Origin of the sequence: Serratia sp. OLAL2, from assembly GCF_002752475.1 — a bacterium.
Classification (GTDB): domain Bacteria; phylum Pseudomonadota; class Gammaproteobacteria; order Enterobacterales; family Enterobacteriaceae; genus Serratia; species Serratia bockelmannii.
Genome location: NZ_MSTL01000005.1, coordinates 57012 through 75164 on the forward strand (window position 1 = coordinate 57012; position 18153 = coordinate 75164).

General features: G+C 62.0%; 19 protein-coding genes. 13 read left to right on the plus strand and 6 right to left on the minus strand.

Annotation, left to right across the window (positions count from 1 at the left end):
* Window position 1 precedes the first annotated feature (1 nt).
* A complete protein-coding gene (gene sixA, locus BVU99_RS05925) occupies window positions 2-484 on the plus strand; it encodes a phosphohistidine phosphatase SixA (protein WP_004936230.1) in 483 nt (160 codons plus the stop codon).
* A 69-nt stretch (window positions 485-553) separates the two neighbouring features.
* On the opposite strand, the gene smrB is transcribed toward sixA, so the two are convergent.
* On the minus strand, window positions 554-1084 hold the full coding sequence (gene smrB / locus BVU99_RS05930) for an endonuclease SmrB (RefSeq protein WP_025303720.1): 531 nt from the start codon (window positions 1082-1084) through the stop codon (window positions 554-556).
* A 170-nt stretch (window positions 1085-1254) separates the two neighbouring features.
* Between smrB and prmB the strand changes: the two genes are divergently transcribed.
* The 6 genes from prmB to BVU99_RS05960 all read left to right on the plus strand — a co-directional run bounded on the left by prmB (window position 1255) and on the right by BVU99_RS05960 (window position 5933).
* Window positions 1255-2187 carry a 50S ribosomal protein L3 N(5)-glutamine methyltransferase gene (gene prmB, locus BVU99_RS05935; RefSeq protein ID WP_025160157.1) on the plus strand — a complete coding sequence of 311 codons (933 nt, stop codon included), beginning with the start codon at window positions 1255-1257 and terminating at the stop codon, window positions 2185-2187.
* Between the two features lie 65 nt (window positions 2188-2252).
* Complete coding sequence (gene aroC, locus BVU99_RS05940) at window positions 2253-3338, plus strand: chorismate synthase (RefSeq protein ID WP_033643909.1); 1086 nt, start codon at window positions 2253-2255, stop codon at window positions 3336-3338.
* Window positions 3339-3343: 5 nt separating this feature from the next.
* Window positions 3344-4171, plus strand: coding sequence for a penicillin-insensitive murein endopeptidase (gene mepA, locus BVU99_RS05945; protein WP_043140182.1), 828 nt, complete (start codon window positions 3344-3346; stop codon window positions 4169-4171).
* 3 nt (window positions 4172-4174) lie between these two features.
* Window positions 4175-4981: a sulfite exporter TauE/SafE family protein gene (locus tag BVU99_RS05950; RefSeq protein ID WP_099816980.1), complete on the plus strand. Its 807-nt coding sequence runs from the start codon at window positions 4175-4177 to the stop codon at window positions 4979-4981.
* Between the two features lie 80 nt (window positions 4982-5061).
* Window positions 5062-5619, plus strand: coding sequence for an elongation factor P hydroxylase (locus tag BVU99_RS05955; RefSeq protein WP_099816981.1), 558 nt, complete (start codon window positions 5062-5064; stop codon window positions 5617-5619).
* 32 nt (window positions 5620-5651) lie between these two features.
* Window positions 5652-5933, plus strand: a complete 282-nt coding sequence (locus BVU99_RS05960) for a YfcL family protein (RefSeq protein ID WP_016926855.1) — start codon at window positions 5652-5654, stop codon at window positions 5931-5933.
* Between the two features lie 41 nt (window positions 5934-5974).
* Here BVU99_RS05960 and mnmC read toward each other — a convergent pair whose 3' ends face one another.
* A complete protein-coding gene (gene mnmC, locus BVU99_RS05965; protein WP_099816997.1) occupies window positions 5975-7996 on the minus strand; it encodes a bifunctional tRNA (5-methylaminomethyl-2-thiouridine)(34)-methyltransferase MnmD/FAD-dependent 5-carboxymethylaminomethyl-2-thiouridine(34) oxidoreductase MnmC in 2022 nt (673 codons plus the stop codon).
* A gap of 170 nt (window positions 7997-8166) precedes the next feature.
* Here mnmC and fabB point away from each other — a divergent pair, with 170 nt between their 5' ends.
* Together fabB and BVU99_RS05975 are read left to right on the plus strand one after the other, a co-directional pair.
* Window positions 8167-9387 carry a beta-ketoacyl-ACP synthase I gene (fabB, locus tag BVU99_RS05970; RefSeq protein ID WP_016926857.1) on the plus strand — a complete coding sequence of 407 codons (1221 nt, stop codon included), beginning with the start codon at window positions 8167-8169 and terminating at the stop codon, window positions 9385-9387.
* 212 nt (window positions 9388-9599) lie between these two features.
* On the plus strand, window positions 9600-9821 hold the full coding sequence (locus BVU99_RS05975; RefSeq protein ID WP_004936201.1) for a hypothetical protein: 222 nt from the start codon (window positions 9600-9602) through the stop codon (window positions 9819-9821).
* Between the two features lie 51 nt (window positions 9822-9872).
* Here BVU99_RS05975 and apbE read toward each other — a convergent pair whose 3' ends face one another.
* On the minus strand, window positions 9873-10904 hold the full coding sequence (gene apbE / locus BVU99_RS05980; RefSeq protein ID WP_060433750.1) for an FAD:protein FMN transferase ApbE: 1032 nt from the start codon (window positions 10902-10904) through the stop codon (window positions 9873-9875).
* Between the two features lie 154 nt (window positions 10905-11058).
* Here apbE and BVU99_RS05985 point away from each other — a divergent pair, with 154 nt between their 5' ends.
* Window positions 11059-12171 carry an SLC13 family permease gene (locus BVU99_RS05985; protein WP_099816982.1) on the plus strand — a complete coding sequence of 371 codons (1113 nt, stop codon included), beginning with the start codon at window positions 11059-11061 and terminating at the stop codon, window positions 12169-12171.
* Here the strand turns inward: BVU99_RS05985 and pepT are convergent.
* Window positions 12168-13415 (minus strand): peptidase T, encoded by a 1248-nt coding sequence (gene pepT / locus BVU99_RS05990; RefSeq protein WP_099816983.1) that lies wholly within the window; start codon window positions 13413-13415, stop codon window positions 12168-12170. The two genes, BVU99_RS05985 and pepT, sit on opposite strands and share 4 nt — an antisense overlap.
* A 217-nt stretch (window positions 13416-13632) precedes the next feature.
* Between pepT and BVU99_RS05995 the strand changes: the two genes are divergently transcribed.
* Entirely contained in the window at window positions 13633-14529 is an 897-nt protein-coding gene (locus tag BVU99_RS05995; RefSeq protein WP_099816984.1) for an endonuclease/exonuclease/phosphatase family protein, read from the plus strand.
* A 27-nt stretch (window positions 14530-14556) separates the two neighbouring features.
* On the opposite strand, the gene BVU99_RS06000 is transcribed toward BVU99_RS05995, so the two are convergent.
* Window positions 14557-15990, minus strand: coding sequence for a PLP-dependent aminotransferase family protein (locus tag BVU99_RS06000; RefSeq protein ID WP_210403906.1), 1434 nt, complete (start codon window positions 15988-15990; stop codon window positions 14557-14559).
* 93 nt (window positions 15991-16083) lie between these two features.
* Here BVU99_RS06000 and BVU99_RS06005 point away from each other — a divergent pair, with 93 nt between their 5' ends.
* A complete protein-coding gene (locus tag BVU99_RS06005; RefSeq protein ID WP_049207351.1) occupies window positions 16084-16539 on the plus strand; it encodes a rhodanese-like domain-containing protein in 456 nt (151 codons plus the stop codon).
* Window positions 16540-16543: 4 nt separating this feature from the next.
* Here BVU99_RS06005 and flk read toward each other — a convergent pair whose 3' ends face one another.
* The gene (gene flk, locus BVU99_RS06010; RefSeq protein ID WP_099816986.1) at window positions 16544-17572 is read right to left on the minus strand and encodes a flagella biosynthesis regulator Flk; all 1029 of its coding nucleotides are present in this window, start codon (window positions 17570-17572) and stop codon (window positions 16544-16546) included.
* A gap of 205 nt (window positions 17573-17777) precedes the next feature.
* Here flk and BVU99_RS06015 point away from each other — a divergent pair, with 205 nt between their 5' ends.
* Window positions 17778-18140: a copper resistance protein gene (locus BVU99_RS06015; RefSeq protein WP_099816987.1), complete on the plus strand. Its 363-nt coding sequence runs from the start codon at window positions 17778-17780 to the stop codon at window positions 18138-18140.
* Window positions 18141-18153: the final 13 nt, after the last annotated feature.

Below are 18153 nucleotides of genomic sequence, written 5' to 3' on the forward strand. Positions count from 1 at the left end.
TATGCAAGTTTTGATTATGCGTCACGGAGAGGCGGCGCTCGAGGCAGCCAGCGATGCGGTAAGGCCCCTTACCCTGTGCGGCCGCGACGAGTCCCGTCAGATGGCGGCCTGGTTGAACACCAAGTCTGTGGATATTGAACGCGTGCTGGTCAGCCCCTATCTGCGGGCCGAACAGACGCTGGCGACGGTGCGTGAAGCCTTGACGCTGCCGGAGGGCGAAGAAGTGCTGCCCGAGCTGACGCCGGGCGGCAACGCCGAACAGGTCGGCAGCTATCTGCAGGCGCTGGCGATGCAAGGGGTGAGCTCGGTGCTGATCGTGTCGCACCTGCCGCTGGTGGGCTACCTGGTGGCTGAACTGTGCCCGGGCGAGTGCCCGCCGATGTTCGCGACCTCGGCGATCGCTAACGTCGATCTGCCGGCGGACGGCAGCTACGGCAAATTTGAATGGCAGGTCAGCCCGTCGCAGGTGATGGCCAAAGTGTGAGCCGCGGATGCGGTGCGGAATAAACTCAGGGCGATGTCTGACATCGCCCTGAGTCGTTTCTGCGGGGGGCTATTCTGCCAGCTCCACCAACAGCAGGACGGCGGCGTTGCCGCCCCATTCCTTCGGCGCCTGATGGAACGCCAGCACGTCGGGATGCTGCGCAAGCCACAGCGGCGTTTGCTGTTTGAGAATGTGTTTGCCGTGCCCGTGCATCACGCAGGCGCAGTGCACGTGCTCGCGTTTGCAGGCGGCGATCAACGCCCCCAGCTCCTGCTTGGCCTGCAGCTGGGTCAGGCCGTGCAAATCGAGAAACAGCTCCGGCGAATAATCGCCGCGTCGCAGCTTCTTCAGCTCATACGGGCTGCTGCCGGGGCGCACGTAGCGCGTCGGGCCTTCCTCTTCCAGCTGCGGCTGATATTCATCTGAAAAATAATAGCTGGCATCGACCTGCTCCTGCAGCAGCCGCTGCGGCGCAACCTGTTTGACCTTGAGCTTCGGCGGGCGGTGGACGATAGTGTCCTGGCGCAGCTTTTTTGCGCCCGCCACCGACTCTCTGAAGAGCTGTTGTTCGTCTTTGCTCAGAGGGGGCTTGTTCTTCATGCTTCATTCACCGGAAATCGTTTATTTCGCTAGTTTACCTTGTGAATGAGCGCTGTCGACGCAAAACTCGGGCCAGAGTGAAAAGCGCGAGGGGCGCGCGTGATTTGTCGCGGGCTTCATGGCAAACTATGCGGCTAAATCATGAAACACAGCGCCTGCCGGAGGGCAAATTGGACAAAATTTTCGTCGACGAAGCAGTGAACGAACTGCACACCATTCAAGATATGCTGCGCTGGACGGTAAGCCGCTTCAACGCCGCCAATATCTATTATGGTCACGGAACCGACAATCCGTGGGACGAAGCGGTGCAATTGGTGCTGCCAAGCCTGTTCCTGCCGTTGGACATTCCTGAGGACATGCACACCGCCCGTCTGACCTCCAGCGAGCGCCATCGCATCGTTGAGCGCGTGATCCGCCGCGTCAACGAACGCATCCCGGTCGCTTACCTGACCAACAAGGCCTGGTTCTGCGGCATGGAATTCTACGTCGACGAACGCGTGTTGGTGCCGCGCTCGCCGATCGGTGAGCTGATCAACGATCGTTTCAGCGCGCTGATCCCGCACCCGCCACGCCATATTCTCGACATGTGCACCGGCAGCGGCTGCATCGCCATCGCCTGTGGCTACGCTTTCCCGGAAGCGGAAGTGGACGCGGTGGACATCTCCAGCGAAGTGCTGGCGGTGACCGAGCGCAATATTCAGGCGCACGGCGTCGAACATCAGGTGATCCCGATCCGTTCCGATCTGTTCCGCGACGTTCCCGCGATCCAGTACGATCTGATCGTCACCAACCCGCCGTACGTCGATGCGGAAGACATGTCCGATCTGCCGCAGGAGTTCCGCTTTGAGCCGGAACTGGGCCTGGCGGCGGGCAGCGACGGCCTGAAGCTGGTGCGCCGCATCCTGGCCTGCGCGCCGGACTACCTGACCGACGACGGCGTGCTGATTTGTGAAGTGGGCAACAGCATGGTACATCTGATGGAACAATATCCGGACATCCCGTTCACCTGGCTGGAATTCGAAAATGGCGGCGACGGCGTGTTCATGCTGACCAAACAGCAGCTGGTGGATTGCAAGGATCACTTCAGCCTCTATCGCAGCTAAACCGCATTTCCAGGGCCCGCACGGCGGGCCTCATAACGATAAAAGACTAACGGTAAGGAGCCGTGATGGCAGGAAACAGTATTGGGCAGATTTTCCGCGTCACCACCTTCGGTGAATCTCACGGGGTGGCGCTGGGTTGTATCGTCGATGGCGTACCGCCCGGCATTCCGCTCACCGAAGCCGATTTGCAACACGATCTGGATCGTCGTCGTCCGGGCACCTCGCGTTACACTACCCAGCGTCGCGAACCGGATCAGGTGCGCATTCTCTCCGGCGTATTCGAAGGCGTGACCACCGGCACCAGCATCGGTCTGATCATTGAAAACACCGATCAGCGCTCGCAAGACTACAGCGCCATCAAAGACGTGTTCCGTCCGGGGCATGCCGACTACACCTACGAACAGAAATACGGTCTGCGCGACTATCGCGGCGGTGGCCGCTCTTCGGCGCGCGAAACCGCCATGCGCGTTGCGGCGGGCGCCATCGCCAAGAAATACCTGCAGCAGAAGTTCGGCGTGCAGGTGCGCGGCTATCTGGCGCAGATCGGCGATGTGACCTGTGAGCTGAAAGACTGGGATCAGGTCGAACAGAACCCGTTCTTCTGCCCGGATCCGGACAAGCTGGAAGCGCTGGACGAACTGATGCGCGCGCTGAAAAAAGAGGGTGACTCCATCGGCGCCAAAGTCAGCGTGATTGCGGAAAACGTGCCGGTTGGCCTGGGCGAGCCGGTGTTTGACCGCCTCGATGCCGATCTGGCGCACGCGCTGATGAGCATCAACGCGGTGAAAGGCGTGGAGATCGGCGACGGATTCGCCGTGGTGACCAAACGCGGCAGCGAAAACCGCGATGAAATCACCCCGGAAGGCTTCCAAAGCAACCATGCCGGCGGCATTCTCGGCGGCATCAGCAGCGGCCAACCGGTGATCGCGCATCTGGCGCTGAAGCCAACCTCCAGCATCATGGTGCCGGGCCGCACCATCAATCGCCACGGGGAAGCGGTGGAAATGGTGACCCGCGGTCGCCACGATCCGTGCGTGGGCATCCGCGCCGTGCCGATCGCCGAAGCGATGATGGCAATCGTGTTGATGGATCACCTGCTGCGCCAGCGTGCGCAAAACGGTGATGTGGTTTCCGACGTACCTCGCTGGTAATCGCCATGAAAAACTGGATGTTGGGCCTGGTGGCCTTGACGGCCTCCGCTTCCGCCATGGCGCTGACGCCGTGGCAGAAAATCGACCATCCGGTGGCCGGCGCGCCGCAGGCGGTGGGCGGTTTCGCCAACGGCTGCGTCATCGGCGCGCAGCCATTGCCGCTGAATTCACCGGACTACCAGGTGATGCGTACCGACCAGCGCCGCTATTTCGGCCATCCGGATCTGCTGGCGTTCATACAGCGCCTCAGCAGCCAAGCGAACCAGAAAGCACTGGGCACGGTGCTGATCGGCGACATGGCGATGCCGGCCGGTGGGCGCTTCAGCAGCGGCCACGCCAGCCACCAGTCGGGGCTCGACGTTGACATCTGGCTGCAGTTGCCGCGCCAACGCTGGAGCGCGCAGCAATTGCTCAAACCGCAGCCGATCGACCTGGTGTCAGGGGATGGCAAGCAGGTGGTGGCGAGCCAATGGCAGCCGCAAATTGAGTCGCTGATCAAACTGGCGGCGCAGGACGCGGACGTGACGCGCATCTTCGTCAACCCGGCGATCAAGCAGCGTCTGTGTCTGGACGCCGGCGCCGATCGCGCCTGGCTGCACAAGGTGCGGCCGTGGTTCGGCCACCGTGCGCACATGCACGTGCGCCTGCGCTGTCCGGCCGGCAGCCTGGAGTGCCAGGAGCAGGATACGCCGCCGCCGGGCGACGGCTGCGGCGCCGAACTGGCGAGCTGGTTCGTGCCGCATCAGCCGAACGCGAAGCCGGGCAAACCCGTGCCGCCGCCGTTACCGCCGACCTGTCAGGCATTGCTGGATCACCATTTCTCAGCGGAATAACACATGGACTGGTTCGTCATTGGCCCCGAAATGCTCGGGGTGTTGTTTGCGGTAGCGCTGCTGGCGGGGTTTATCGACTCCATCGCCGGCGGCGGCGGATTACTGACGGTGCCGGCCCTGCTGGCGGTGGGGGTTCCTCCGGCGCAGGCGCTGGCGACCAATAAGCTGCAGTCGGTCGGCGGCTCCTTTTCCGCCAGTCTGTACTTCATTCGTCGGCGAGCGGTGAACCTCAACGACCAGAAGCTGACGATTTTTCTGACGCTGATCGGCTCGATCGCCGGCGCCATTTTGGTGCAGCATATGCGCGCCGATTTGCTGCGGCAGATGTTGCCGCTGCTGGTGATCGGCATCGGTCTCTATTTCTTGTTGATGCCGCGACTGGGTGAGGAAGATCGTCAACGCCGTCTCGGGGCCTTGCCGTTCGGGCTGGTGGCCGGCGGTTGCGTCGGGTTTTACGACGGTTTCTTCGGCCCCGGCGCCGGGTCATTCTACGCGCTGGCCTACGTGACGCTGTGCGGTTTCAACCTCGCCAAGTCCACGGCGCACGCTAAGGTGCTGAACTTTACCTCCAACGTCGGCGGGCTGGCGCTGTTCATCATCGGCGGCAAGGTGGTGTGGAGCATTGGTCTGGTGATGTTGGTGGGGCAGGTGCTGGGGGCGCGTTTGGGCGCGCACATGGTGCTGACCCGCGGCCAGAAATTGATTCGGCCGATGATCGTGATCGTCTCGCTGGTGATGAGCCTCAAGCTGCTGTACGACAATCACGGCGCGGAAATTCAGCAGTGGTTGACCACCTTGGTGCACGGTTAAAGATGAAGAGGGGGCGTTGCTTACGCGCCCTGTCTTATCGGGTATAATGGCCTCTTTATTTTTGTGGTTATAGAGTTTTTATGTCAGACATGCAGACCCGCCATCACTATGAGCAGTTGATCGAGATCTTCAATCGGTGCTTCAGCGATGACTACAACACCCGCCTGGTGAAGGGCGACGACGAACCTATCTACCTGCCGGCCGACGACGAATTGTCGTATCACCGCATCGTGTTCGCCCACGGCTTCTACGCCAGCGGCCTGCATGAAATCTCGCACTGGTGCATCGCCGGTGAAGCGCGCCGCCAACTGGTGGACTTCGGTTACTGGTATTGCCCGGACGGGCGCGACGCGCAAACCCAGAGTGAATTCGAAGCGGTGGAGATCAAACCGCAGGCGCTGGAATGGATGTTCTGCGTGGCGGCCGGTTTCCCGTTCAACGTCAGCTGCGACAACCTGAACGGCGACTGCGAGCCGGATCGCATCGCGTTCCAGCGCAAGGTGCGCGCCCGGGTATTGATGCTACTGGAGCAGGGAATACCCACACGGCCTGCGCGCTTTATTCAGGCGTTGCAATCGTTCTACAATACGCCACCGCTGGCGGCCGAGCATTTTCCGTATCCGGAAGATCTCAACTGACGCCACAGCCCGTTATTTAATGAGGAAATTTGATGATCGCAGAATTTGAAGCGCGCATTTTGGCGCTGATTGATGACATGGTAGAGCACGCCAGCGATGATGAACTGTTTGCCGGTGGCTACCTGCGCGGTCATCTGACGCTGGCGGTGGCCGAAGCGGAAGAACAGGGCGAGCATACTGCCGAAGCGCTGAAAGCGCGGGTGGAAGAGAGCCTGCACAAGGCGATCGCCGCTGGGGAACTCTCGCCGCCGGATCAGATTTTGGTGCGCGGCATGTGGGAAAACCTCTATCAGGCTGCCACCCCTGCCGCCTGACCGCCATGCCGGGGCGCGCCGCCGCGCCCCTCATCCATGAATTAAACCGCACGTCCTTTCAGTAACTTTCGCACCCACATTCGATTCGGATTCAACGCCGCCAGCAGGCGCGCGTCGCCCGGTAACGGTTCGCCGAACAGCTGCGCCGCCAGAATTTCCGCCGCCAGCGGCGCCGAACACAGCCCGCGCGATCCCAACCCACCGATAGCGAACAGGCCGGGATAGACCGGCGCATCGGCGACGGTTTCGCCGCGCTGGTTCTGCCGCTGCAAATCCTGATACTGCGTCAACGTGGCCTGATAGTCCGGCAGCGCGCCGACCATCGGTAAATGATCGCGGGTGGCGCTGCGCACGCCGCAGCGCGCCTGATGAGCGCTGACGTCCACCTGCTGCGGCCAGGCCTGCTCCGGCAGGCAGCGCAGCAGGCGTTCACGGTTTTCCTGTTGCTCCTGCTCGCGGTAGTCGGTGGTGATGTCGCCGCGCTGGTAGCTGGCGCCAATGCAGTGGTGGCCGTTGTTGGCATTAACCGGCGTCAGGTAGCCGTCGTAACACAAGACCTGTTTCAATTGACCGAGGGCCGGCGAGCTTGGGATATGCGACACCTGTCCGCGTACCGAATACAGCGGCAGGGCTTCCGTCGGCGCCAGTTCGGCCAGCCGATGGCCATTGGCCAGGATCACCGTCGCATGGCTGCGGCTTTCGCCGTGGGCGAAGTCGATGCGCCAGCCGTTTTCTTCCTGCTTCAGCCTCTGTGCATCGTGCCGGTAGTGGCAGACCAAGCCCTGGCGCTGCGCCAGCGCGAGAACGCCGCGCGTCAGCTCGGCCGGACAGAGCCAACCGCCTTGGGGGTAGGTGATGCCGCCAAAGCCGGTATCGACGCCGCACAGTCCGCTGAGCGTCTCGCGGTCGGCCGCCATCGCCAAGGCCTGCGGCCAGTCGGTTTTCAGCATATTGGCGATCTTAGCGCCGCTCTTGTCGTCATAGGCCAACTGGCTGACGCCGCACCACTGATGATCAAAGGCGACGCCTTGTTGCAACAGCGCGTCGTACTGGCGGCGGGCGAAGGGAAACGCGGCGCTGAAGAAGCTCTCCAGCGCGTCGCCGCTGCCGTTCAGCAACGGATAAATCGCCCCCTGGCGATTGCCGGATGCCCCCTCCGCCGCCTGCTCATCGGCGCAGTACAGCGTGACGGTGGCGCCGCGCCGCAGCAAGGCCAGCGCAGTGAGCGCGCTGGCGACGCCGCCGCCGATCAGGGCGATATCGGCGGTGTTGTCCGCCGCCGGGCGCCGATACCAGGGCGCTGGATGAGGGGTGGGCTGCGCATCGGCCGGGAGCTCGCCGGCGAGCATCTCACGCTTTTGGCCGAAGCCTTTGCAGCGGTTGACCTGAAAACCGGCCTGTTGCAAGCCGCGGCGCACAAAGCCAGCGGCGGTAAAGGTGGCGAAGCTGCCTCCCGGCCGGGCGAAACGCGCCATGGCGGCGAACAGTTGCTCGGTCCACATGTCGGGATTTTTTGCCGGCGCAAAACCGTCGAGGAACCAGGCATCCACCTGGTTATTCATGCTGGCGTCAAACTGCGGCAGCAGATCGTTGACGTCGCCGAACCACAGATCGAGCGTAATGCGGCCTTCGGCCAGCAGCAGACGATGACAGCCCGGTAGCGGCAGCGGCCATTGGGCGCGCAGCTCGTCGGCATAAGGCGCCAGCTCCGGCCAGCGCGCATGCGCCGCCGCCAGGTCAGCCTGCTGCAGGGGAAATTTTTCGAAGCTGATAAAGTGCAGGCGTTGCAGCGCGGCGTCCGGCTCGGCCTGGCGGAAGCCGGCGAAGGCCTGCCACAGCGTGAGGAAATTAAGCCCGGTGCCGAACCCGGTTTCCGCCACCACCAACAGCGGGCGCGGGTGAGTGGCAAAACGCTGCGGCAGCCGGTTGCCATGCAGGAAGACATAGCGGGTTTCTTCCAGCCCATCCTGATTGGAAAAATAGACGTCATCAAACTGTTTCGAAACAGGTGTACCCTGTTCGTTCCAGGTTAGCGTTGCGGTTTGGATGGGGGCGTGGTTCACGGTCAATGGCTCGAAATTCAAGGGATGCCGCGAATTCTAACGGCGCTGGCGCCCCGGCGCAAACTGGACAACAATAAAGCTGAAAAACGCTGATCGGACTTGTTCGGCTTACATCTGTACGCTAAAGTGCGATGCAAAATCCCGTAGGTAAATAGTGGAAGAGGTATTGAATGAAACGTGCAGTGATTACTGGCCTGGGAGTTGTCTCCAGCATTGGTAATAACCAGCAGGAGGTCCTGGCAAGCCTGCAGGAAGGACGTTCTGGGATCACTTTCTCCCAGGAGCTGAAAGATTCCGGCATGCGTAGTCACGTATGGGGGCAAGTTAAGCTCGACACGACCGGCCTGATCGACCGCAAGGCAGTGCGTTTCATGAGCGATGCTTCCATTTATGCCTTCCTGGCGATGCAAGAAGCGATCGCGTCTTCCGGCCTGAAGGAAGAAGAGTATCAAAACAACCCGCGTGTAGGCCTGATTGCCGGTTCCGGCGGCGGTTCTCCGCGCTTCCAGGTGTTCGGCGCCGATGCGATGCGCAGCCCGCGCGGCCTGAAAGCGGTTGGCCCGTACGTGGTGACCAAAGCCATGGCTTCCGGCGTTTCCGCCTGCCTGGCAACGCCGTTCAAAATCCATGGCGTGAACTACTCCATCAGCTCCGCTTGCGCGACCTCCGCGCACTGCATCGGCAACGCGGTTGAGCAAATTCAGTTGGGCAAACAGGACATCGTGTTCGCCGGCGGCGGTGAAGAGCTGTGCTGGGAAATGGCCTGCGAGTTCGACGCGATGGGCGCGCTGTCCACCAAGTACAACGACACGCCGGAAAAAGCCTCCCGCACCTACGACGCCGATCGTGACGGTTTCGTCATCGCCGGCGGCGGCGGCATGGTGGTGGTTGAAGAACTGGAGCACGCGCTGGCGCGCGGTGCGCACATCTATGCAGAAATCGTTGGCTACGGCGCGACTTCCGACGGTGCCGACATGGTTGCCCCTTCGGGCGAAGGCGCAGTGCGCTGCATGAAGATGGCGATGCAGGATCTGGATGCGCCGATCGACTACATCAACGTGCACGGCACCTCTACGCCGGTAGGCGACGTGAAAGAGCTGGGCGCTATTCGTGAAGTGTTCGGTGACAATACCCCGGCCATCTCCTCCACCAAGGCGATGACCGGTCACTCGCTGGGCGCCGCGGGCGTGCAGGAAGCGATTTACAGCCTGCTGATGCTGGAGCACGGCTTTATCGCGCCGAGCATTAACATCGAAACCCTGGATGAGCAGGCGGCCGGCATGAACATCGTGACCCAGCCGACTCAGCGCGAGCTGACCACCGTGATGTCCAACAGCTTCGGTTTCGGCGGCACCAACGCCACCCTGGTGATGCGCAAACTGGCGAAATAATTCCGCCGGAGCGTCACTTCGCTATCAAGCCCGCGTTTTCGCGGGCTTTTTACTGCCCAAAGCCCGCCGGGCGAGCGCTCGGAGTTTTCCCAAATCACATCCCCTGACACATCATTACCTCGCCATTACACGCGTTGGGCATACAATAGCCAGGTAGCGTGATTATCGCTCGGCGTAGCTTTCTAAAGTGATCGAACATTGAGGCAAGAAGTATGAAAAAGTTAATTGCGGTTGGGTTACTGTCGGCCGTGTTGGCCGGATGCGCCACCGATTCTCCCTGCGTGCCGGTCTACGATGACCAGGGGCGTCTGGTGCACACCAACACCTGTATGAAGGGCACCACTCAGGATAACTGGGAAACCGCGGGCGCGATCGCCGGCGGCGCGGCGGCGGTTGCCGGTCTGACCCTCGGTATCATCGCGCTGACCAAGTGATCGGCGCGGAACAGGAATAAGCCCGGCCATTGCGCGCCGGGCTTTTTTATCTCACTGCACCAAAAACGCTTTGAATTGCGGCGTCATCACGGCGCTGAAACCGTCGTCGGTTTTGCTGATCAGGTAGACCGCCAGCCCTTTCTCTTCGGCGAGCTGCAACGCTTTCTCCGGGCCCAGCACCATCAAGCCTGTATCCCAGCCGTCGGCCTCGAGCGCAGTGGGGGCGATCACCGTGGCGGAAACCAGCCGGTGGTTGATCGGCCTGCCGGTGGTCGGATCGATGACATGGGAGTAGCGCTGGCCGTTTTGTTCAAAGTAGTTGCGGTAGCTGCCGGCGGTGCTGATGCCGTAACCGTGCAGATCCACCAGCGCCTGCACCGCATTTTCACGATCGGTCGGCTTTTGGATCGCTACCCGCCAGGGTTTGCCCTGGCCGTTGACGCCGCGCGAAGAGACCGCGCCACCGACCGATACCAGGTAGTTGGTAATGCCGTGACGGTTCATCAGGCGCACCAACTCATCCGCGCCATAGCCTTCGCCCAGCGTCGAGAGATCGACATACATGCCCGGCAGATCTTTTTGCAGCCACTCCCCGCGACTGTCGCTGATCAGCTTCAGGTGTTGCAGGCCGATGTTCTGCTTCGCCGCGTCGATCTGCGCCTGTTCCGGCACCTTGACCGGATGCTTGTCTGGGCCGAACCCCCACAGGTTCACCAGCGGGCCGACGGTGATGTCCATGGCGCCGCCGGTATCGCGGCCGATACGCTGGGCCATCAACACGATGTCCGCCATGCCGCGCGGGATAGGCTGCGGCTCGAGGTTGGCGCTGCGGTTAAACCGCGACAGCACCGAATCGGCGCGGTAGGTAGAGATATCGTCGTTGGCCCGTTCGAGCACCGTGTCGATCTGCCGCTGCAACTCTTGTTTGCCGATCGCGACGTCACCGCTGACCTTAACGCTGTAGAAGGTGCCCATGGTCTTGCCGTCGATATCGATTTGCGGGCGAGAGGCGGCATCGTCGCAGGCGGCGAGCAGGGCGCATAAGGCGCTGAGCAACGCCCCTTTGGCGAACAGGGAAGCCATAACATGTCCTTTGAAATCGTGAAAGCCGCTACAAATAAAGTAAAGCGCGGCAAATGAAAAGCGGATAAAGGTAAAATAGCATTTTGCTGGCGCTGAAGCCGCGCCTGAGCTAACGTCTCGCTCATGCTTTTCGCTGAGGTTTCAAGCTGCCACCATGAGTGCAACCGCCATTTCCCGGATTATCCATCCCTTTGTCAAAGATCGCTTCTTGCATGTATTGCTGCTGGCCGGCGTGGCGATGTTCGTCTTTCATCCGCAGCCATTGGCGGCGTTGGGCGGCTTTATCGACGGCCGCACCCTCATCACCCTGCTGGGGCTGATGCTGCTGACCAAAGGCGTTGAGGTCAGCGGCTACTTCGACTTCGTTGGCCGTAAGATTATCAACCGGTTGCACAGCGAACGACGGCTAGCGCTGTTCCTGGTGTTTTCAGCCGCGCTGCTGTCGTCGTTTCTGACCAACGACGTGGCGCTGTTTATCGTCATTCCGCTCACCATCACGCTAAAAAAGCTGTCGGCGCTGCCGGTTGGCCGCTTGATCATCTTCCAGGCGCTGGCGGTGAACGCCGGTTCGTTGCTGACGCCGATCGGCAACCCGCAAAATATCCTGCTGTGGAGCCGATCCGGCCTCTCTTTCCTCGATTTTATCGGCCAGATGGCGCCGTTTGGCGCCGCAATGATGTTGAGCCTGCTGGCGCTGACCTGGTTCAGCTTCCCGGCGCGCGACATCGTGAAAACGCCGAATACCGAGGGGTATCCGTACCAGCGGCCGCTGTTGCTGAGCTGCGTAGGGCTGTATGCAGTTTTCCTGCTGTGTCTTGATTTCGATCTGCCGTTGTACGGGCTGCTGGCGGTGTTCGCCGGTTTCTTGCTGCTGGCGCGCCGGGTACTGTTGCAGATCGACTGGAGTCTGATTTTCGTGTTCGCCGCCATGTTCATCGATGTCGGCCTGTTTACCCGCTTGCCGCCGCTTCAGCCGGCATTTGCCGCCATCGCCGGGCTGAGCGAGGGGAGCGTGTATGCGTTGGGGGTTGTGCTGTCGCAGATCGTCAGCAACGTGCCGGCCACCATACTGTTGCTCAACTATGTGCCCTCCAGCGCTCAGCTGGCCTATGCGGTCAACGCCGGCGGCTTCGGGTTGGCGATCGGATCGCTCGCCAACCTGATTGCGCTGCGCATGGCGGGGGAGCGCAAGATCTGGTTGCGCTTCCACTATTATTCGCTGCCGCTGTTGGTATGGGCCGCGTTGCTCGGCTGGGTGATGAGCTAAGCCGGTTGGCCGCTTTGTCGCGCGGCCAGCAGGCAAATGCTGCGTGTCACCTGATAGGATTTCACGAAGGCGCTGACGGGTAAAAACTCGAAGCGCGAGTGGAAGTTATGCGCGCCGGTGAAGTAATTGGGCGTCAGGATGCCACGGCTGGAGAGCGCCGCGCCGTCGGTGCCGCCGCGCATCGGGATCACCTTCGGCGGGATGCCGTGGGCGGCGAGGGCGCCGAAGATCAGATCGATGGCGCGCCGGTCCTCGCCGATGGCATTGCTGATGTTGCTGTAGATGTCGCTGACGTTGCAGCTAACGTTGGCGCGCGGATAGTTGGCCGCCACCTGGCGCACCGTCTCCTCAAGGCGGGCCTTGCGCGCCTCGAACGCCGCGCGATCGAAGTCGCGAATCGACACCTTCAGCGTCGCCTGATTGGCGTTGGCGGCCAGATCGGTGAACCAGAAATAGCCCTCGCGCCCTTCGGTGTGCTCCGGGGTATCCAGTACATCGAATCGGTTAATGATGTCGTTGGCGATGCGTATCGGGTTGATTAATACGTTTTTCGCCGACATCGGGTGGGCGGTCACTCCCTCGATGCGGATCTCCGCCGCTGCCGCGTTGAAATTCTCGTACACCACTTCACCCAGTTCGCAGCAGTCGATGGTGTAGGCGAAATCGACGGGGAAACGCTGCAGATCCAGCGCCTTGGCGCCGCGCAGGCCGATTTCTTCGTCCGGTACGAACGCCACCACGATATCGCCGTGGCGATCGGCCGCGGTCAGGTTGGCCAGCAGCGTCATCACCACGGTGACCGCCGCCTTATTGTCGGCGCCCAGCACGCTGGTGCCGTCGCTGAACAGGATCTCTTCGTTCCGGTAGGGCAGGATCTCCGGATGCTCGGCGGTACGCAGCCAGATGTCCTGCTCGGCGTTCAGGCATAAATCCTCGCCGGTGAAGCGCAGGCGCTGCGGATGAATCTCGGGCGACAGGCCGACGTCCACGGTGTCGATATGCGTGATGAAGCCGATGCGCGGCGCGCCGGGTTGGGTGCCGGGCTTGCGGGCGGTGACGGTAGCGTGCTCGTCGATCTGCACGTCGGCCAGGCCGAGCCGGTGCAGCTCGTCCGCCAACAGTTGCGCCATCTCATGCTGCCCCGGCGTGCTGGGCAGGGCGGTTGCGGCGGCGTTGCTCTGGCTGGTGACCGCCAGGTAGCGGAAGAAACGTTCGGTAAGCTGTTCGGCAATCGAGCTGGTCATCGGAATTCCTCGCGGTTGGCAATCTACCGGTTTTAAAACGAAATCAGCCGTTTGTCCAACGGCGCAATGCGTAAACCGCCAGAATGCGAAGCATCGCGCAGAAACGAAAAATAGCGGTGCAACTAGGAAATAGTCGCAGGTTTCTGCGGCAAAATCGGTGTTAGCTGTGGGCCGGGAAGCGCCCACATAACACTTATCTGTCCCTCAAGGAGAATTCATGCATACCGGTCACGCTCTGCTTATCACTTTACTGTCCCTGGGCATCTCTCACAGCGCCTGGTCGTCCGCCGATACCGGGCACGCCAACAGCAACGCCAACAGCCGCGAAGTGGCCAGCGCGTTGGGCGGCCTGAAGAACAAAACCTACGAGCTGGAGCAGGCGCCGAAGATCCGCGTCGCCAGCTTCAATATCGCCGCCGGCAAGGTCAGCGACATGACCGCCATCGCCAAGGCGATTCGCGCGATGAACGTCGACGTGGTGGCGCTGCAGGAGGTGGATAAACTCACCGCCCGCAGCGGGCGGGTCGATCAGGCGGCGGAACTGGCGAAGCTGACCGGCATGCAGGCGGTGTTCGGCCGGGCGATCGATTTCGACGGCGGTGAATACGGCCTGGCGTTTCTCTCGAAGTATCCGCTGCACGATGCCGTAATCTATCCGTTGCCGTCCGGCCAGCGCGAGCAGCGCATCGCCTTCAGCGCCAAAGTTGACGTGCCGGAGTTCCCGACGCCGATCACCCTGTTCAACGCACATCTCGATACCAAGGAAGATCCGACGATGCGTCTGGATCAGGTGCGGGAGCTGAACGATCGCACTATCGAAGTGCGCGGCATCAAACTGCTGTTCGGCGACATGAACGACGTGCCGGGCAGCGTCACCTGGCTGGAGCTGAGCCGCTATTGGAACGACATCATGCCCAACGGGCAGGACGGTCGCAGCTGGCCGGCGGAAAACGCCGAGATCAAGGTGGATTATATCTTCACCGGCAATGCGCAGCGTTGGCATCTGGACAGCCTGACGGTGCCGAACGCCAGCGGCGATTGGAATGGCGTGCACTGGCCGGCGGTGAGCGATCACCTGCCGCTGGTGGCGGAGATGCGCCTGACCGAGCAATAAGCCGGCCGGCGTCTTTCCAGGGCAGGGCTAAGCCACAACGATCCGCGCCAGCCGCTCGACGGCGCTGCGGATCTCGCCCGGTGTCAGGGCCGAAAAGCCCAGCAGCCATCCGTCGCGCTGGGCCTGAACCGTTTGGTATTGCGCAGTTAACCCGGGCGTAAGGACGCCGAGCCGCCGCGCCTGTTGGCTGAGTGCCGCCTCCCGGCCGGGCGGCAGCCAAACGCTGAGCTGCAGACCGCCGGCGGCAGGGGCGGGTGTGGCGAAGTGGCCGAGTTTTTCGCGTACTTCCGTCAGCAGCACATCGCGCCGGCTGTGGTAGAGCTGGCGCATATAGCGAATATGCGCGGCGAAGTGCCCCTGACGGATGAATTCGGCGGTGATCGCCTGCATCAGCTGCGCGCTATGGCCGTCATAGACCGTGCGCGCGGTGACGAACGGTTCGACCAGCGCGGGTGGCACGATCAGGTACGCCAGCCGCAGCGAAGGGAACAGCGATTTGGAGAAGGTGCCGAGGTATAACACCCGGCCACGGCGATCCAGGCCCTGCATCGCCGGTATCGGCAGGCCGTCGTAATGAAACTCGCTGTCGTAATCGTCTTCGATGATCCAGGCCTGCTGCCTTTCCGCCAGCGCCAGCAACGCTAACCGGCGCGCCAGGCTGAGCGCAGCGCCGGTCGGGTACTGGTGCGAGGGCGTCAGATAAATCAAACGCGGATCGGGCAAGGAAGGTTCTGCTCGCAGGCCGTCGCCGTCTACGGCCACCGGCGTCAGCGCGGCGCCGGCGCTGATGAAGGCATTTCTCGCCCCGGCGTAACCCGGCTCTTCCATCCAGACGCTGTCGCCGCTGTCCAGCAGTAACGTGGCAATCAGTTGCAGCGCCTGCTGCGAACTGGTCAGCACGATAACCTGGTTTGCATCGCAGATTACGCCGCGCGTTTGGTTGACGTGGGCGGCAATCGCTTCACGCAGCGGCAAATAGCCCTGCGGGTCGCCGTAGCGCAGCAGGCTTTCTCCCTGTAGCCGCAGGCGCTGCGCGGTCAGCTGCTTCCATAAGGCCAGCGGAAACGCGCGCAGGTCCGGCGAGCCGGCAGCGAAGGCCTGAGGATACTGCGGATCGCGGCAGCCGCCGGTTTGCACGATCTGTTGGCCGCGCTGTGAAAGACGTGGCATGCCGGAGCCGGTCGCCGGTGGTGGCGACTTGGCGATACGGATCGCCACAAATGTGCCCTGGCCGACGCGGCGCTGCAAATACCCTTCCGCCTCCAACTGGCCGTACGCTGCTTCGACGGTCACCCTTGAGAGGTTCAGATCCCCAGCCAGCACTCGGCTGGAGGGCAGCCGTTGCCCAACGCTCAATGCGCCGTGGTGGATGGCCTGCCGCAATGCCGCACACAGACGTTCGCGCAGCGTGCCGATGGTCTGGGGCGATTGCTGAAACAGCGTGATCAGCGTGTGCCGCATAATGGGTCTTATCATGAGTAAAAAATGGGTATCAATCATAAGACCAAAATCGGGCACTATTGTCATCTGTCTTGATCAACGGGAGTGAGTGATATGTCGAAAGAATCCTTGGTGCTGGCCTTTCCACCGGCAGCGCCGGAAGAGAGCCTGGCCTATCTGGCGGCTAAACTGAGCCGCTATGCGGATGCCTGGGACGTGGCGGAAGATTTGCGCAATGGCGTGGACGGGATGGTGGTGATCGATACCCGTGCGGAGGCGCTGTACGCCGCCGGGCATATCCCCGGCGCGTTCAGCTTGCCGCATCGCCTGATGGATGAAGCCGGCACGGCGCACCTGGATCGCCAAAAGGTGTATGTGACCTACTGCGACGGCATTGGCTGCAACGGTTCCACCAAAGGCGCCTACAAGCTGGCGACGTTGGGGTTCAGGGTGAAGGAGTTGATTGGCGGGCTGGATTTCTGGCTGCGCGACGGCCATCCGTTGGCCATCGGCGAACAGCCGGGATCGCTGCGCGATCGGGCGGCTGTTGCGGACTGCGGCTGCGCCTGAGGCGTTAAAATACCAGCGCCAGCACCACGGCCAGCACCAACAGCAGCAGGATCAGCGCCACGGCCGGCTTGCTGAGCGCTTTTTGCAGTGGCAGAGGCAGGGCGGCGATCAGCGGGTTGAGCAGCGGCTGTGGCTCGACAGGGTGGCTGGCGATCGGCTGCGCCTGGCCGGCCTTCTCCAGACGGCGGGCAAACAGTTGATGAATGGCGTCGCTCATTTGCGGGTGCGTCAGCGGCGCATTGGCGCCGCAGTTGAAGCGCGCCTGGCAATAGTCGTTCATCTGCTGCAGTTCTTGCTCGTCCGCCGGCTGTTTGAGCGCCGCCAGCAGGTTGTTCAGCGTCGGTGCGCTCTGCGGGCTGAGCGCCACTTTCACCTGTAAAAACTGGTTCAGCAGCTGGAAGTGGCGCGCCGGCAGCGGATCGTTGGTTTTCACACCCGCCAGATCGAACAGCGTTTGCCAGATTTTAGCCGGCGCTTCGCCGGTGGCGGCACTGAGTTTGGTGATCTGCTGCTGCAGGCTTTGATGCTCTGCGGGCAGCAGCGGGCGATCGCTGGTGGCGGTTTGCTGCGGCTGGGGAATGGTCAGGCCGCCGGTCTGCAACAGATTCAGCACCTGCTGCAGCTGCGGCGGGCTCAACTGGCTCAGCACCGTATGGCCGAACTGCTGGCGAATAAAGTCGCTGACCGCCTGGCGGTTGTTGCCCAGGGGCAGTAATTCGGCCAGCTGTTGCAACAGCTGGCGCCCGGCGTGGTTTTGCTGCGCCTGCGTCAGGCGCGTTTGCAGCAGCTGTTCCGCCGGTTGAAAATGGCGCGCCAGCAGTTCGCCGCCGTTGTCGGCGCCGAGATCGTGACGCAGAGACGCCCAGATCTCCGCCGATTTTACCGGGCTGAGCGTCATGATTTTCACGATCAGTTTTTCCAGCGTTGTGCGCTGCGCCGGAGAGAGGGGTTGATCGTCAGTGGCCGCCGTTTTGCCCGGGGAAGGGGGGCGCTCGCCGGCGATTGGGGTGCCCGGCCCACTCAAAGGTTGCATATCACCAGTCCTTCGCTGTGTATCCCCGCAGTGTGCCTGGAGGAGAGAATCGTCATCGTACCCGGCGAAAAGCGCAGGCTTACCCTCTATGATACCTGTAATTCGCCGCCATCAATACCGCCGCTCAGACATTTCTTTACCGACAAAACGTTGCTAATCGCGTCTGCGCCGCTAAGATAACCCCAGATCTGAACATGAGGATGGCATGGTTAAACGGCAGCGGATTGCAAAATGGTTTTTATGCCTGGCTTGCCTGGTGGTGCTGACGTGCATGACCCAGCGCATGGCGGGCCTGCATGCGCTGCAGCAAACGCTGGGGATCCCGGCCGCTACCGCCGTTCAGTCCAGTGATGCCGCCGCCGAAGCGCAGCCGACGCCCTGTGAACTGAGCGCCAAATCATTGCTGGCCGCGCCGCCGGTAATGTTCGAAACCGTGCTGTTCGGGCTGGGTCTGCTGCTGGCTCTGTTGGCGCCGACCATGGCCGCGCGTCTGCGCATTCCTCCTCCTCGCGCCATTTCTCCGCCCACCCTCAGGGTGCACCTTCGATTATGCGTCTTCCGTGAATGAGTTAATCGCCCGT

Bases quoted from the DNA above. Each gene is read 5' to 3' on its own strand.
- BVU99_RS05955 (WP_099816981.1), top strand. From the start codon at position 5,062: ATGTCAGACATGCAGACCCGCCATCACTATGAGCAGTTGATCGAGATC.
- BVU99_RS05975 (WP_004936201.1), top strand. From the start codon at position 9,600: ATGAAAAAGTTAATTGCGGTTGGGTTACTGTCGGCCGTGTTGGCCGGA.
- BVU99_RS06000 (WP_210403906.1), bottom strand. From the start codon at position 15,990: ATGCGGCACACGCTGATCACGCTGTTTCAGCAATCGCCCCAGACCATC.
- BVU99_RS06015 (WP_099816987.1), top strand. From the start codon at position 17,778: ATGGTTAAACGGCAGCGGATTGCAAAATGGTTTTTATGCCTGGCTTGC.
- BVU99_RS05985 (WP_099816982.1), top strand. From the start codon at position 11,059: ATGAGTGCAACCGCCATTTCCCGGATTATCCATCCCTTTGTCAAAGAT.
- BVU99_RS05995 (WP_099816984.1), top strand. From the start codon at position 13,633: ATGCATACCGGTCACGCTCTGCTTATCACTTTACTGTCCCTGGGCATC.
- sixA (WP_004936230.1), top strand. From the start codon at position 2: ATGCAAGTTTTGATTATGCGTCACGGAGAGGCGGCGCTCGAGGCAGCC.
- smrB (WP_025303720.1), bottom strand. From the start codon at position 1,084: ATGAAGAACAAGCCCCCTCTGAGCAAAGACGAACAACAGCTCTTCAGA.
- mepA (WP_043140182.1), top strand. From the start codon at position 3,344: ATGAAAAACTGGATGTTGGGCCTGGTGGCCTTGACGGCCTCCGCTTCC.
- fabB (WP_016926857.1), top strand. From the start codon at position 8,167: ATGAAACGTGCAGTGATTACTGGCCTGGGAGTTGTCTCCAGCATTGGT.
- aroC (WP_033643909.1), top strand. From the start codon at position 2,253: ATGGCAGGAAACAGTATTGGGCAGATTTTCCGCGTCACCACCTTCGGT.
- pepT (WP_099816983.1), bottom strand. From the start codon at position 13,415: ATGACCAGCTCGATTGCCGAACAGCTTACCGAACGTTTCTTCCGCTAC.
- BVU99_RS05960 (WP_016926855.1), top strand. From the start codon at position 5,652: ATGATCGCAGAATTTGAAGCGCGCATTTTGGCGCTGATTGATGACATG.
- flk (WP_099816986.1), bottom strand. From the start codon at position 17,572: ATGCAACCTTTGAGTGGGCCGGGCACCCCAATCGCCGGCGAGCGCCCC.
- BVU99_RS06005 (WP_049207351.1), top strand. From the start codon at position 16,084: ATGTCGAAAGAATCCTTGGTGCTGGCCTTTCCACCGGCAGCGCCGGAA.
- apbE (WP_060433750.1), bottom strand. From the start codon at position 10,904: ATGGCTTCCCTGTTCGCCAAAGGGGCGTTGCTCAGCGCCTTATGCGCC.
- BVU99_RS05950 (WP_099816980.1), top strand. From the start codon at position 4,175: ATGGACTGGTTCGTCATTGGCCCCGAAATGCTCGGGGTGTTGTTTGCG.